Origin of the sequence: Flavimaricola marinus (genome assembly GCF_900184895.1) — a bacterium.
GTDB classification, from domain to species: domain Bacteria; phylum Pseudomonadota; class Alphaproteobacteria; order Rhodobacterales; family Rhodobacteraceae; genus Flavimaricola; species Flavimaricola marinus.
On the sequence record NZ_FXZK01000005.1, the window covers coordinates 126,810 to 141,676 of the forward strand.

Here is a 14,867-nt window from a genome sequence, read left to right on the forward strand (position 1 = left end):
ATCCTTAACCCTTCTGAGCGACGCCTTAAGGCGGCAAACACAAGGGGCCCGCGCCGTGAAACAGATCTTCCTCTTCGGGGCGGCAATCGCACTGGCCAACTGCTCGAACGGCGACCTCGGCATGCCGACAGTCGCGATCGGCAGCAGCGCCAGCGATCTGGCCTTCCTGAATGCGGCGGTCAGCCAGCACGCCGGGCGAAACCGCCCCTCGGAGTTGCGACAGGTGCAGATCTACGCGCTCCCCGACGGAAGCCGGATCGGCTGCGGCGACTGGGACGCGCCCGATCCCTACGGTGGCTTCGGCGGCTACGCGCCGTTCTACGTGCGCTACACCGGGGGGCAGGTCAGCCGGGTGCACCTGGACGATCTCACCGGCTACGGACCCGCGCAAACCGGATGCTACAGCGCCCACGCCCGGTTGACAGGCGCCAGCAGCTAGGGGCACCGCTCCCCTTCATCTTGGCCGAAAAACTCCGGGGTGTGGGGTGGAACCCCACTTCAACGGCATACACCGGGCGCAAGGCTCAGGCGCGGCGCAGACCGGCCTCCACTTCGGACCCCGCGGGAATGCCCGCCACAGCACCACGGCGAGTGGTGGAAAACGCCGCCGCCGCATTGGCGCGGATCGCCGCCTCGACCAGATCGTCGCCCGCGGTCATGGCCGACAGGAAATAGCCGTCAAAGGTATCGCCCGCGCCGCTGGCATCGACCAAATCGACACTCATCGGGGCAATCAGACGGCGGGCCTGCGGGGTGGCCACGAAAACGCCGCGGGCGCCCATGGTCAGGGCGACGACCTGCGGGCCAAAGCTCAGCACCCGGTCGATGATCGCCTCGGGATCGCTGAGGCCAAAGAGCATCTCGGCTTCCTCAAGGCTCGGCAGGGCGATGTCGCACTGGCTGAGCATCGACAGCGCCACGCCGCGGGCCTGATCGACGGACCACAGGGCCGGGCGATAGTTCAGGTCGAACGACAGGCGCGTGCCGGCCTGACGGGCCAATCCGGCGGCCTGCTCGGCCAAAGCCGCAGCACTGGGGGAAATCGCACAGGTGATGCCCGAGATATGCAGAACACGGGCCTGCGCAATCGTCGAGGCATCCAGATCGCCGGGGCGCATCAGGCTCGCAGCCGACCCCTTGCGGGCATAGCTGAAGCGATGGCCCGCATCGGTCTGATGCACGAAATAATGGCCGGTCGGCGCGCTTTCGTCGCGGATGACGCGGGAGGTGTCCACGCCCTCGCGATCCCACAGATCGACGAACATCTGGCCGAATTCGTCATTGCCGATCCGGGTGGCATAGGCGGCCTTGCCGCCGGAACGGGCCACCGCGATGGCCACGTTCGAGGTGTCACCGCCAAAACCGCGCAGATAGTGGCCGGGGGTCGTCTCCGAGAATTCCACCAGCGGCTCGCCAAGGCACAGCACGTCCCACGAACGGGTTCCCTCTGCCTGCACGCCAGCCTCCTGATCCGAAATACAACTTTCCCCCGTTTGGCACACCACAGCGGGCATGCCAAGGGTTCAGGATCGGCGTCAGAGGCTAGTCGGCCCATTCCCAAGGCCGGGTGAACGCACCCAGTGCCTTGACCACCTCATCCTCGGACACGGTGCCGGTGCGGCTGATGCGGGCGACGAGGCCGCGCTTCTTATCCTCGATCACCTCGGACACCTCGGCGGCAACGTCGGCATTGGCCAGCGCGGCGTTGTAGGTGCGGGTGATCGCACGGCGGCGCAGATCGGGCTTGAAGATCTTGCCGACCGCGGTCTTCGGAAGCTCGTCGAGGATCTCCAGATACTTGGGATAGGCGGCGCGCTCATGGATCTGGCCCTTGGCGTGCTCGAGCAGCTCCTCCACGGTGACGGACGCCCCGTCGACCAGTTCGACATAGGCACAGGGCACCTCGCCGGAATGGGCATCGGGCTGGCCGATGGCCCCGGCAAAGGCCACCGCCGGATGACCGGCCAGAGCCTCTTCGATCTCGGCGGGGTCGATGTTGTGGCCGCCGCGAATGATCAGATCCTTGGCGCGTCCGGTGATCCACAGATAGCCGTCGGCATCGACACGGCCCAGATCGCCGGTGCGCAGGAACCAGTCACCATCCTCGGGCCAGTGATAGAACAGGTCGGCGTTCTTGGCCGCTTCGGTATAGGTCTGGCCGCCGAACACACCGGGATTGTTGAGACAAATCTCACCGATCTCGTCTGTGGCGCAATCGGTCTGGGTGGCCACGTCGATGATGCGAATGCGGGTGTGCGGAAACGGTATCCCGATGGAGCCCACTTTCTTCTCGCCGTCCGGCGGGTTGATCGACACCAGACAGGTCGCCTCGGTCAGGCCGTATCCCTCGCAGATCGTCACGCCGGCGGCCGCCTCGAAGCGCTTGTACAGCTCCAGCGGAAGCGGGGCAGAGCCGCAGAACGCCAGTTTCAGCGACGAGATGTCGGCGTTCACAGGCTTTTGCATCAGGGCCGACATGGCGGTCGGGACAGTGATCATGAACGTCACCTTGTGACGCTCGATCAGCTTCCAGAAATTGTCGAAGACCCCGTCCCCGCGATAGCCTTGGGGCGTCGGAAACACGATCTGACAGCCCGAGGACAACGACGCGCCAAGGCTCACGATGGCCGCAAAGACGTGAAACATCGGCAACGGACAAATCTGAACGTCGGTTTCCTCGAACAAGAGCCGGGCCCCGAGCCAGGAATTGTAGATGATGCCCGAATAGCGGTGCTGGGCGACCTTCGGCATGCCGGTCGTGCCGCCGGTATGGAAATAGGCGGCCACGCGGTCGCCCTTGCTGTCCTCAAAGGCCAGCGAGGTGGGCTGCTTTGCGATTTCAGCATTGAAATTCAGGACGCGGGCCTTGTGGCTGACCGGGTTCTTGGGGCGAATGAGCGGAATGATCAGCTTCTTGATCCCGGTCACATAGCGCAGTAGGTCAACCTCAAGAACGGTCTGGACGCTGGGCGCAAAGCTCAGCGCCTCTGCGGCCTTCTGGGCCACGTCGGTCTTGGGGAAGGAGCGCAGGGTCACCAGCACCTTGGCATTGGCCTCGCGCAGGATCGCCCCGATCTGCGAGGCATCCATCAGCGGGTTGATCGGCAGCACAATGCCCGCCACCTGGCCGCCCAGATAGGTCAGAACGCATTCGTTGCAGTTGGGCAAAAGGAAAGCGACCACATCGCTCTCGCCCACGCCAAGCGAGCGGAACAGGTTGGCCGATTGAGCCACATGATCCTGCAAACTGCGCCAGGTGAAGGTCTCTTCCTTGGCGCCGGGATCCGAGAACAGCTGGAATGTCAGCGCCTTGCGGCCGCCATGCGCAGCGGCGGTTTTGCTCAGCAGACCCCACGTGGTTTTCGGCAAATCGCGGTCTTCGAACGGCATCTCTGCCTCGATCGCGTCGCGGTCGGCCATATTGGCAAAAGTCATCGGCACTCTCCTCCCGGTGCATTTAGCCCGTCCACCATAGTCTCCCCGCGGGCGCTTGGCACCAGTTACGAAGCGCCGGACACATGCTGCAAGTATGACGCAGCGAAACAGCGGGCAAGAGCAAGTGTTTTTGACGCAAACCGGACCTATTCCCACACAGGCGGGCCGGGTTCAGACCGGGGTGTCACAGTTGTGACACGACCCGCTCTGGCGCATGGTTAAGCTACGCGCGGAGCAATCACTCCGCCGCCAGTCCTTCCGTGAATTGCAGGCGGGCCAATCGGGCATAAAGGCCACCCTGAGCGACCAACTCGTCATGGGTACCGGTGGCGACGATCTTGCCGGCCTCGAAAACAACGATACGGTCGGCCTTTTTTACGGTGGCAAGGCGATGGGCGACAATCAGGGTGGTGCGGCCTTCGGCAAGGCTCTCGACCGCCTTCTGCACCAGATGCTCGCTTTCGGCATCCAGAGCACTCGTGGCCTCATCCAAGAGCAGAACGGGAGCGTCGCGCAGGATCGCGCGGGCGATGGCAATACGCTGCTTTTGACCACCCGAGAGCATCACACCACGCTCACCGACATAGCTCTCGTAACCATCGGGAAGGGCCATCAGGAAATCATGGGCAGCAGCGGCGCGGGCGGCTTCTTCGACCTCGGCATCGGTGGCACCGGGACGGCCAAAACGGATGTTCTCGCGGGCGGTGGTCGCAAAGATCACCGGATCCTGCGGGACCAGAGCAATATCGCGGCGGAACTCCTCGCGAGCCAGATGGCGCAGATCGACATCGTCAAACAGGATCGCGCCCGACTGGGGGTCGTAGAAGCGCTGGATCAGTTGGATGATGGTGGTCTTGCCCGCGCCGGAAGGGCCGACAAGGGCGACCGTCTCGCCGGGCTTCACGTCAAGGGTGACATGATCAAGGGCCGAAATGCCGGGGCGGGACGGATAGGAAAACGACACATCGCGAAAGCTGATGGCGCCGATGCGCTTGGCCTCGATCTGCTTCGGGGTCTCTGGATCCTGCACCGCGTCAACGGAATGGAGCAATTCGACCAGACGCTCGGTCGCTCCGGCCGCACGCTGCAACTCGCCCCAAATCTCCGACAGGGCGGCGACGCCACCGGCAACCATGACGGAATAGATCAGGAACTGAACCAGCTCACCGACGGTCATCACGCCACCGCGCACATCGCGGGCGCCGATCCACAGAACACCGACCACGCCCGCAAACACCAGAAAGATGATGATCGCGGTCATCAACGCGCGCACGGCAATGCGCTTGCGGGCCGCATCAAAGCTCTTTTCAGTGATGTCAGAGAAACTGGCGCGGCTGGCGGCCTCGTTGGTATAGGCCTGCACGGTCTGGGCACTGAGCAACGCCTCAGAGGCAGAGCCAGAGGAGGACGCGATCCAGTCCTGATTCTCGCGGCTAAGGGCGCGGACACGGCGACCGAGCAGAATGATCGGCAGGATCACAGCTGGAACAAGGAGCAGAACGAGGCCGGTCAGTTTGGCCGAGGTGACCATCAACAGGATCAGGCCGCCGATCAGGGTCAGGGACTGGCGCAGGGCAATCGACACCGACGAGCCGATAACCGACAGGATCAGAGTGGTGTCGGTGGTGATGCGGCTGAGAACTTCGCCCGTCATGATGCGCTCGAAGAACGCGGGGCTCATGCTGATCATACGGTCAAACAGGGTCTTGCGGATATCAGCCACGACACGCTCGCCAAAGCGGGTGACAAGGTAGTAACGCAGGGCTGAGCCCACAGCCATCAGGGCGGCGATGATCAGGGCGGCGGCAAAGTAGCGATCCAGAAGGCCGCCGTCGTCAACCTCGAAGTTGTCGACCACCCGACGCACGGCCAGCGGCAGGATCAGCGAAATCGCGGCGGTGGAGACCAGCGCCACCATTGCCGCAATCATCATTGTGCGGTGCGGGCGCATGAAGGGCCAAAGGTCGCGCAAGGCCCCGACCCGTTTTGATGTGGCGCGGTCTTGCTCAGATTGCAGCGGTGCTTCGGCCATTGGGCTCTCTCTTATAACCACGCCCGATGTAGGCGCTCGCGCGATCAGGGGCAACCCAAGCCAGCCGCCCGCTGCTGGGAGCTGTTGTTAAATTGAGCGGCTGCGCCGCACACGATTTCGGATCTGGCGCAGGGTGCTCGGCGGCAGCCTTCCCCCCAACAGGTGCGCTCTGGCCGAAAAGTCGTGCCCGCAGCGACGGAAGCCGGCGGGCCGCGCGTATCAGCAGGGAGATTTCACAGGAGCGACCCGATGCGGACGATGATTTACGGAATGGTTTTTGTGCTGGGCGGGCTCTGTCTGGCCACCGTCGCCACATCCGAAACCCTGATCGCGGTCAGCTGCCTCTAGCGCCGCGCCGCGCGGATCACTGATTTAGAAACGCACTGACGGCCGCGATGAACTCCTGCGGTTTTTCAGCGTGTAACCAATGGCCTGCGCCAGGGATCTTGGCGAAACGGGCGTGCGGGAACAATGCCTTGATCGTTTCTCTGTGATCGCGGCTGACATAGTCGGACGCCCCGCCCGACAGGAACAAGGTCGGCCCGTCGAATTGAGTGCTGACGGCCGGAAAGGACAGGATCTTGGCCATGTCCTTTTCCAGCACATCCAGATTGAGCCGCCAGCGTTTTTCCTTCAGATCGAGGCTTTGCAGCAGGAACGCCTCGACGCCCGGATCGCCAAGCGCCAGTTGCGCAGCGGCCTCGCTTCGGTTTGTGACGGCCTCCAGATCGACGCCGCGCATGGCGTCGATATTGTGGCTTTGGGTGTGACCATAAGGCACGGGGGCGATGTCGGCGACGATCAGGCGGCCCACCAGATCCGGCCGGGTCAGCGCCAGCATCATCGACGCCTTGCCGCCCATCGAATGGCCCAGCACATCCGCAGGACCGGTGGTCGCCTCCAGCAGCTCGGCCAGATCGGCGGCCATGTCCTCATAGCTTTGGCTGTCGTGCCAAGGGCTTGAGCCGTGGTTGCGCATATCGCAGGCGGTGACCTGCCGACCCTCGGCGGCGAGCTTCTTGGCGATCACGCCCCAGTTGCGGGCCGATCCGAACAGCCCGTGGGCGATGAGCAGCGGTGGGCGATCAGACCCCGCCCCGGTGACAATCGTGTTCAACATGCCGCAACTCTACGCCTGTTCGGCCCCGCTTCGCCAGACCCATTGAGCCGCGGTTGGCGCCCGGCTAAGGTCCGCGCCATGAACGGGGATGCTGTCACCAGAAACGCGGCCGAGATCAGTCGGTTGATGTCCGAGCGCATGCGCATTTCGGGCCGGAGCCTCGAAGCGCAGGTGCGCAAGGCCGGCCGGGCCCTGCCCCGCGCCCGCGCCCGCGAAGCGCGCTATCTGGTGCAGGCCCAGCAGCTCAGCCAGAATCCCAAGCTCGCCCGCATGATCGACGAACGTCAGGTCACACAGGCCACAGCCAACCTGACCGCGTTTCTCAGCGGCATCGATCCCAAGGAGCGGCGCAAGGACCGGCTGCTCGGTATTCTGGGCATTTTGGCCGCCAATGTGCTTTTGATCGGCGGCGCCGCGATCACCTATCTGTGGTGGCAGGGCCTTGTCTGATCGGCCCCCGACCAGCCCAGGCCCTTCCGATACGCCACAGCCTGCTCCGGGCGGGATCGACGACGGCATCGCCAGCATGGCCCGATCCGTGGCCGCAGGCGACCGGCGGGCACTGGCCCGCGCGATCACGCTGGTCGAAAGCAGCAAGGCCGAGCACCGGATCAAGGCTCAGGCGCTTCTGGGGGCACTCGGCAGCGCCAGACAGGCGGTGCGGGTCGGGCTGTCCGGCACGCCGGGGGTCGGGAAATCCACTTTTATCGAAGCACTTGGGCTGCATCTGACAGGGATGGGGCAAAGGGTCGCCGTGCTGGCGGTCGATCCCTCCTCGGCACGGTCGGGCGGGTCGATCCTGGGGGACAAAACCCGGATGGAGCGGCTCAGCCGGGATCCGGCGGCCTTCATCCGGCCCTCGCCGGCGCAGAGCCAGCTTGGCGGGGTCGCGCGGCGCACCCGCGAGGCGGTGGCGCTCTGCGAGGCGGCGGGCTTCGACGTGGTGTTGATCGAAACCGTGGGTGTCGGGCAATCCGAAACGATGGTGGCGGGGATGTCCGACATCTTCGTGCTGCTGCTGGCGCCCGCCGGGGGCGACGAACTGCAAGGGGTCAAGCGCGGGATCATGGAGATGGCCGACCTGATTCTGGTGAACAAGGCGGACGGGGCGCTCAAGCCGCAGGCGACGCGGACCTGCGCGGACTATGCCGGCGCGCTGCGGCTGCTGCGCAAACGGGCGCAGGACCCGGACGGGTTTCCCAAGGCGATGACCGTCTCGGCCCATGACGGGACCGGGCTGACCGAGGCGTGGGACACGATCTGCGAACTGGCCGAATGGCGGCAGGACAGCGGCGTCTGGGCAAAGACCCGGGCCGAACAGGCGCGACATTGGTTCAGCGAAGAGCTTCGGGCCGAGATGATGGGGCTGCTGACGCGGGATCCGGCGCTCAAGGCGCGGCTGTCCGGGCTCGAGCGCGACGTGGCGGCCGGGCGGATGACGCCGTCGTCGGCGGCGCGGGCCGCACTGGCCCCGCTCTGGAGCGACGATGGCTAGGACGCGCGTGTTCGACGGGGCGCATCTGCGGGCGACGCTGATCGATCTGGAAGTGGCACCGGGCAAGCCGTCGGACCGGCTGATGGTGACGCTGGATTTCCGGCGCGTGGGTAAAAACGATTTCGACCCGCCGCCACGATCGAGCAACTTCGCGCGGAAAGGATTCGCACAACTGTCGATCCAGACGCGGGCGAACGACTGGTTCGTCAACGCGGACACCTACGCGCTCGAAGCCGCCCTGCCCGAGATCGTGGCCCGGTTTGGCGAGGTGCGGCTGCTGGGCTATTCGATGGGCGGCTATGGGGCGTTCCGGTTTGCCGACGCGCTCGGGGCAGCCTCGGTGGTGGCGATCTCGCCGCAGGTGTCGATCGACCCACAGGTCGTGCCCTTCGATCTGCGGTATCGGGAGGACGCGGCCGGGTTCGACCCGGCGGTCGGGGATCTGGCACAGGCGGCGCGGAGCGATCTGCCCGGACTGATCGTGCTCGACCCCTTCGTGCGGGCGGATCTGCGACACGCCCGGATGCTGCAAAGGCTGTTTCCCCAGGTCGAACTGGCGCGGCTGAACTTCGGCGGGCACCCGGCGATTCGGCCGCTGCGCGAGGCGGGGCGGGCGTGGACGATCCACAAGGCGGCCGCCGAGGCAGACAGCGTCGACGGCACGATCCAGGCCGCTCACCGCGGCATCCGCAGGCAGTCCCGGCGCTATTGGCAAGGGCTGGCCTCCAAGGCCGAAGCGCGTCGACCGGCACTTGCCGCCACGGCGCGGCGGAATGCTGCAAGATTACAGGCAAAAGGCGGTCAATAGCGGGTTGACTGCCTTCGTGAATCCCCGTAATCCCCCCCAATCTGTTTCGAGGCCCGGCTTTTGCGGGGTCCACCCCTGTTGGACTTCCGCGCCCGCGCGGATCCGAGATCACACGAGGACTACGCCCATGTCGCGCCGCTGCGAATTGACCGGAAAAGGCCCCATGTCTGGCAACAATGTCAGCCATGCGAACAACAAAACCCGCCGTCGTTTCTTGCCCAACCTGAACGACGTGACCCTGAAATCCGACACGCTTGGCCGGACCTTCCGGTTCAAGATCTCCGCGTCGGCTCTGCGGACCGTCGACCACCGCGGTGGTCTGGACTCCTTCCTTGCGAAAGCCAAGGACACGGAGCTGTCCGATGCCGCTCTGAAAGTGAAGAAAGAGATCGCCAAGGCCGCAACGGCCTGATCCTTTTCGCTTGCGAGGTTGAATGGCCCGGTTTTGCCGGGCCTTTTGCCGTTTCCGGGTGCCTTTGCCGGACGGGCCGCCCGATGGTGGCGGAGTGCCGTGGATATTTTTGACCCAAAGAAGCCAGGGACCGCGCCTTTACCCCGGCCTCGTGCCAGCGGATAAGGGCCTATGGCGCAACCGCTCCCCATAGATGCTGTCCTGCCAAAGCTGTGCGCGGTCATCGCCGCGCAGGGTCAGGCCGTGCTGCAGGCTCCGCCCGGGGCGGGCAAGACGACCCGCGTGCCGTTGGCCCTGCTGGAGCAGGTGGCGGGTCGCATCCTGATGCTGGAGCCCCGCCGCCTCGCCGCGCGCGCCGCCGCCGAGCGCATGGCCGAGACCCTGGGCGAACCTGTCGGCGCGACCGTGGGCTATCGCATCAGGGGCGAGGCCAAGGTCGGCGCCGAGACCCGGATCGAGGTGGTCACCGAGGGCATTCTGACCCGTATGATCCAGTCCGACCCCGACTTGCCCGGCGTCGGGGCGATTCTGTTCGACGAATTCCACGAACGCTCGCTCAATGCTGATCTGGGCCTTGCCCTGGCGCTGGAAATCCGGTCGGCGCTCCGCCCGGACCTGATCCTGTTGCCGATGTCGGCCACTCTGGACGCGGCCCCCGTCGCCGCCCTCATGGGCGGGGCGCCGGTGATCACCGCCGAGGGGCGCAGCTTTCCCGTCGAGGTGAAATGGCGCGAGCGGCCCTTGCCCAAGGGTCAGCGCCTTGCCGCCGCGGTCGCCGATCTGGTGGCCGAGGCCGTGGCCGAGACCGAAGGCGGCGTGCTGGTGTTTCTGCCCGGTGAGGGCGAGATCCGGGCGGTGCAGGGGATGCTGACGGGCCGGTTTCCGGAAACCTGCGAGATCCGGCCGCTCTTTGGGGCGATGCCCTTTGCCGCCCAGCGTGCCGCCATCGCCGCCCTGCCCGATCCGCGCCGTCGCAAGATCGTGCTCTCGACCTCGATTGCCGAAACCTCGCTGACCATCGAGGATATCCGTGTGGTCGTCGACGCCGGCCAATCGCGCCGCGCCCGGTTCGATCCCGGCTCGGGCATGTCGCGGCTGGTCACCGAAAAGGTCAGCCGCGCCGAGGCGACCCAGCGATCCGGCCGGGCGGGCCGGGTGGCGCCGGGCGTGTCCTACCGGCTGTGGACCAAGGGCGAGGACGGGGCGCTGGCGGGCTTTGCCCCGGCCGAGATCGAGGCCGCCGACCTGGCCGGTCTGGCGCTGGAGCTGGCCCAATGGGGCAGCGCCGATCTGGCGTTTCTGACACCGCCGCCCGAGGCCGCCATGGCCGAGGCGCGGGCCCTGCTGCGCGCTCTGTGGGCGCTGACCGCGGAGGACAGGATCACCGATCATGGTCGGGCGCTGGCCGCTCTGCCGCTGCACCCGCGGCTGGCGCATATGCTGATGACCGCCGGACCGCAGGCCGCACCCCTTGCGGCCCTCCTGGGCGAGCGCGATCCGCTGCCGGGGGCCGGGGCGGATCTCGGGCTGCGCCTCGGCGCCCTCTCCGAGCAGCGCCCTGCCCCAGACGCCAGCCGCGCGGCGCTGGCCCGGATCAGGACGGAGGCGAAACGGCTCGCCCGTGGCTTGCCGCAGCGGCCCGCCATGTCACCGGCGGAAATGGCCGCCCTCGCCTATCCCGATCGGATCGGGCAGCGGCGACCCGGCGACGAGCCGCGCTATCTGCTGTCGGGCGGACGCGGCGCGGTGATCCGGTCTGACGACGCGCTGGCTCAGGCCCGGTTCATCGTGGCCACCGATCTGGACGGCGGCGGGCGCGAGGCCAAGGTGCGGCAGGCGCTCAGGATCGAGGAGTCCGAAATCCGGGCGCTGATGGGCGACCAGATCGGCTGGGAGACCATCTGCGCATGGTCGCGGCGGGACGGGCGGGTGGTGACACGCAAACACGAAAAGCTCGGCGCACTCGTGCTTGCCGATCAGCCCTGGCCGGATGCGCCGCCCGAAGCGATGGCGCAGGCGATGTGCGACGGGGTCCGGCAGCTCGGGCTGCGGCTGAGCGGGGCCGCGGCGCGGTTTCGGGCGCGGGTCGAGCTGGTCCGGGCGGGCGATGCCGACCTGCCCGACATGCGCGACGCGGCACTGCTCGACGGGCTCGAGGACTGGCTCGCGCCGCACCTGAGCGGAGTGCGCAGCGCCGAGGACTGGAAAGGGTTCAACCCGCTTCCGGCGCTGCAGGCGATGCTCGACTGGGGGCAGACCCAGCGGCTGAACGAGGCCGCCCCCGCCGCCTTTACCACGCCGCTGGACCGCAAGATCCCCATCGACTACGACGGCGAGACGCCGTCAATCTCGCTTCGGCTGCAAGAGATGTTCGGCGTGACACAGCATCCGATGATCGGAAACACGCCGTTGCGGGTGACGCTGCTGTCGCCGGGGCACAAGCCGGTGCAGGTCACGACCGACATTCCGGGCTTCTGGGTATCGAGCTACGCCGACGTGCGCAAGGACATGCGCGGACGCTACCCCAAGCACAATTGGCCCGAGGATCCGACCGTCGCAGAACCGACCCTGCGGGCCCGGCGTAAACCCTGACCGAGCATCGGATTTGTAAGACGCGGTTAAGGGTGCTATATTACCAGCAATTAGAGCGGTTTGCACCAAAGCAGCCCTGTCATAGTCAGGCAAACACATGTCGCCAATGCCACGCGTCGCCCCCTCGGGGGGCCGGAAATCCTTTGTCATGCCAGTGCACACGCAGCTGGCGGCCCTTTGTCACCGCAAAGGCAAGAAAGGGCGTGAGGTGTTGCTGGTGACCTCCTCCAACGGACGCTGGATCCTGCCCAAGGGCTGGCCGATCGACGGGCTGAACTCCTGCGATGCGGCGATGGTCGAGGCGTGGGAAGAAGCCGGGGTCAAGAAGGGCAAGGTCTCGCGCAAGGCTCTGGGCAGCTTTCTGAGCACCAAGCTCTCGTCCGAAGGCGACGAAGAGCCCTGCCTGACGAAAGTCTATGCGATCAAGGTGCAAAAGACCCTTGAGGACTATCCAGAAAGCGACCGGCGCGACCGGATCTGGGTCAGCCCGACAAAGGCGGCCAAGATGGTCACCGAAGACGGGCTGCGAGCGCTTCTGCTCGATCTTTAAGGTCAGACCGCTGAGCCGGCAGACCTGTCGGCACGCGGCTGGACGTATGGCCAAACCGCTGCCGATGGCGCGGTCTCAGACGCCCAGACACCAGCGCATGATCGCCTTCTGGGCGTGCAGTCGGTTCTCGGCCTCGTCAAAGATCACCGAATGCGGCCCGTCCATGATCTCGCTCGTCGCCTCGTCGTCGCGGTGGGCGGGCAGGCAATGCATGAACAGGGCGTCGGGCTTGGCCTTGGCCATCAGCTCGGCATTCACCTGATAGCCGCGCAGCTGGTTATGGCGGCGCTCTCTGGCAGAGACCGGATCGTGCATGCTGACCCATGTGTCGGTGACCACCAGATCGGCACCTTTAACCGCCTTGTGCGGATCGCGGACGATCTCGACATTGGCGCCCTTCGCACGGGCCTCGTCTAGGAAACCGGGCTCGGGATCCAGCGGCTGCGGGCCGGTGAACGTCAGATCAAAGCCGAATTGGCCAGCGGCATGTGCAAAGCTGGCAAAGACGTTGTTGCCGTCGCCGGACCAGACCACCTTCTTGCCCGCGATCGGGCCGCGATGCTCCTCAAAGGTCATGATGTCGGCCATGATCTGGCACGGGTGGGTGCGGTTGGTCAGACCGTTGATCACCGGCACGCTGGCATGTTCGGCCATCTCGAGCAGGGTCTGCTCCTCGAATGTGCGGATCATGATCATATCGACATAGCGGCTGAGAACGCGGGCGGTGTCGGCGATGGTCTCGCCGTGGCCAAGCTGCATGTCGGCTCCCGACAGCACCATGGTCTGGCCGCCCATCTGGCGCACGCCCACGTCAAACGACACGCGGGTGCGGGTCGACGGCTTCTCAAAGATCAACGCCACCATCTGGCCGGCCAGCGGCTGTTCGTCGTCGGGCTGGCCCTTCGGGCGGTCGGCACGGGCGTTTTTCATGGAAATGGCGTGGTCGATCATATGCCGCAGGGCGGGCGCGTCGGTCTTATTGATGTCGAGAAAATGGGTCATGGGTCAACTCTGTGTCTGCGGCGGCTCGGCAAGGTAGGGCCGAAACCGCCGTGGGATCGTCTGGCAAGATGGGATCAGGCCGATGCGGAGGACAAGGCGGTGGCGGCCTTGTCGAGCAGGTCCAGCGCGGTTCGGATATCCTCGTCGGGGATGTTGAGCGATGGCAGCAGGCGAATGACGTTGTCGGCCGCGCCCACCGTCAGCACACCGGCGGCATATCCGGCGGAAACCACCTCGGTATTGGGAACAACGCATTGCAGGCCCAGCATGAGACCGGCCCCGCGAACACCGGCGAACACGGTCGGATGCGACGCAACCAAGCCCTCGAGGCCCTGACGAAGCAATGCCGCCTTGCGGTTCACCTCGGCCAGAAACGCAGGTTCGGCGACGATCTCCATCACCTTGGTGCCCACGGCACAGGCCAGAGGGTTGCCGCCGTAGGTAGAGCCGTGCGTGCCGGCCCCCATGCCCGAGGCCGCGGCCTCGGTGGCGAGCAATGCACCCAAGGGGAAACCGCCGCCGATGCCCTTGGCGACCATCATGATATCCGGGGTCACTCCGGCCCATTCATGGGCAAACAGGCGGCCGGTGCGGCCCATGCCGCATTGCACCTCGTCCAGCATCATCAAGGCGCCGGTCTGGTCGCACAGATCGCGCAGGCCCTTGAGGCAGGCGTCAGGAAGCGGACGAATGCCGCCCTCGCCCTGCACCGGCTCGACCAGAACACCGGCGATATCCGGGGCCTTCATCGCCTCGGCCAGCGCCTCGTGATCGCCAAATGGCAGCGATGTGAAACCGGGGAGCAATGGTGCAAACCCCTTGGTCATTTTCTCGGAGCCGGCAGCCGCGATGCCCGCAGAGGAGCGGCCGTGGAACGACCCGGCAAAGGTCAGAATGCGGGTGCGCTCGGGCTGGCCCTTCTCATACCAGTATTTGCGGGCCATCTTGATCGCCAGTTCACAGGCCTCGGTGCCGGAATTGGTGAAAAAGCAGGTATCGGCAAAGGTCGCCTCGACCAAGGCATCGGCCAACGCCTTCTGCGCGGGGATCTGATACAGGTTCGACACATGCCACAGGTCCTGGGCCTGCTTGGTCAGCACCTCGACAAGCTCGGGGGCGGCATGACCAAGGGCATTCACCGCGATACCGGCACCCAAATCCAGAAAACGTCGGCCATCGGCCTCGATCAACCAGGAACCTTCACCTTTGACAAAGGTCAAAGGGGCACGGGAATAAGTAGGCAGGATCGACGGGATCATAGAGAATGTCCTTGAAACAAGAAGCCCAAGTGGTGCCGGAGCATCGCGGGGCTGTCAACGATTTTGGGATGGCATGACAAGACAGGGCCCGAATGGGGCCCAAAGATCAGCGTCGGCGTCGAAAGGCGAGAGGCAGGATCTGTGTCATGCACAGGCTCATAG

At 65.7% G+C, this 14,867-nt stretch carries 13 protein-coding genes; 7 read left to right on the forward strand and 6 right to left on the reverse strand.

Annotated features, from left to right (window positions below):
• Nucleotides 1-55 precede the first annotated feature (55 nt).
• Entirely contained in the window at nucleotides 56-439 is a 384-nt protein-coding gene (locus LOM8899_RS13725; RefSeq protein ID WP_093992802.1) for a hypothetical protein, read from the forward strand.
• Nucleotides 440-524: 85 nt separating this feature from the next.
• Here LOM8899_RS13725 and LOM8899_RS13730 read toward each other — a convergent pair whose 3' ends face one another.
• From LOM8899_RS13730 to LOM8899_RS13745, 4 genes are all read right to left on the reverse strand, one after another.
• Nucleotides 525-1,457 (reverse strand): sugar kinase, encoded by a 933-nt coding sequence (locus LOM8899_RS13730; protein ID WP_245820535.1) that lies wholly within the window; start codon nucleotides 1,455-1,457, stop codon nucleotides 525-527.
• Between the two features lie 85 nt (nucleotides 1,458-1,542).
• Nucleotides 1,543-3,435: an acyl-CoA synthetase gene (locus tag LOM8899_RS13735; protein ID WP_093992804.1), complete on the reverse strand. Its 1,893-nt coding sequence runs from the start codon at nucleotides 3,433-3,435 to the stop codon at nucleotides 1,543-1,545.
• 238 nt (nucleotides 3,436-3,673) lie between these two features.
• Nucleotides 3,674-5,467 carry an ABC transporter transmembrane domain-containing protein gene (locus LOM8899_RS13740; protein WP_093992805.1) on the reverse strand — a complete coding sequence of 598 codons (1,794 nt, stop codon included), beginning with the start codon at nucleotides 5,465-5,467 and terminating at the stop codon, nucleotides 3,674-3,676.
• Nucleotides 5,468-5,831: 364 nt separating this feature from the next.
• Nucleotides 5,832-6,587 (reverse strand): alpha/beta fold hydrolase, encoded by a 756-nt coding sequence (locus LOM8899_RS13745; protein ID WP_093992806.1) that lies wholly within the window; start codon nucleotides 6,585-6,587, stop codon nucleotides 5,832-5,834.
• A 78-nt stretch (nucleotides 6,588-6,665) separates the two neighbouring features.
• Between LOM8899_RS13745 and LOM8899_RS13750 the strand changes: the two genes are divergently transcribed.
• The 6 genes from LOM8899_RS13750 to LOM8899_RS13775 all read left to right on the forward strand — a co-directional run bounded on the left by LOM8899_RS13750 (nucleotide 6,666) and on the right by LOM8899_RS13775 (nucleotide 12,444).
• Entirely contained in the window at nucleotides 6,666-7,037 is a 372-nt protein-coding gene (locus LOM8899_RS13750) for a hypothetical protein (RefSeq protein WP_093992807.1), read from the forward strand.
• 76 nt (nucleotides 7,038-7,113) lie between these two features.
• A complete protein-coding gene (meaB, locus tag LOM8899_RS13755; protein ID WP_093992999.1) occupies nucleotides 7,114-8,082 on the forward strand; it encodes a methylmalonyl Co-A mutase-associated GTPase MeaB in 969 nt (322 codons plus the stop codon).
• Nucleotides 8,075-8,890 (forward strand): alpha/beta hydrolase, encoded by an 816-nt coding sequence (locus LOM8899_RS13760; RefSeq protein WP_133065036.1) that lies wholly within the window; start codon nucleotides 8,075-8,077, stop codon nucleotides 8,888-8,890. The genes meaB and LOM8899_RS13760 overlap by 8 nt, the downstream gene beginning before the upstream one ends.
• A 127-nt stretch (nucleotides 8,891-9,017) precedes the next feature.
• Complete coding sequence (rpmB, locus tag LOM8899_RS13765) at nucleotides 9,018-9,302, forward strand: 50S ribosomal protein L28 (protein ID WP_093992809.1); 285 nt, start codon at nucleotides 9,018-9,020, stop codon at nucleotides 9,300-9,302.
• Between the two features lie 171 nt (nucleotides 9,303-9,473).
• Complete coding sequence (gene hrpB, locus LOM8899_RS13770; RefSeq protein ID WP_093992810.1) at nucleotides 9,474-11,894, forward strand: ATP-dependent helicase HrpB; 2,421 nt, start codon at nucleotides 9,474-9,476, stop codon at nucleotides 11,892-11,894.
• A gap of 148 nt (nucleotides 11,895-12,042) precedes the next feature.
• Nucleotides 12,043-12,444 carry an NUDIX hydrolase gene (locus LOM8899_RS13775; RefSeq protein ID WP_245820536.1) on the forward strand — a complete coding sequence of 134 codons (402 nt, stop codon included), beginning with the start codon at nucleotides 12,043-12,045 and terminating at the stop codon, nucleotides 12,442-12,444.
• Between the two features lie 75 nt (nucleotides 12,445-12,519).
• Here the strand turns inward: LOM8899_RS13775 and argF are convergent, their stop codons facing one another.
• Nucleotides 12,520-13,446 carry an ornithine carbamoyltransferase gene (gene argF / locus LOM8899_RS13780; RefSeq protein ID WP_093992811.1) on the reverse strand — a complete coding sequence of 309 codons (927 nt, stop codon included), beginning with the start codon at nucleotides 13,444-13,446 and terminating at the stop codon, nucleotides 12,520-12,522.
• Nucleotides 13,447-13,520: 74 nt separating this feature from the next.
• Complete coding sequence (locus LOM8899_RS13785; protein WP_093992812.1) at nucleotides 13,521-14,705, reverse strand: aspartate aminotransferase family protein; 1,185 nt, start codon at nucleotides 14,703-14,705, stop codon at nucleotides 13,521-13,523.
• Nucleotides 14,706-14,867 lie beyond the last annotated feature (162 nt).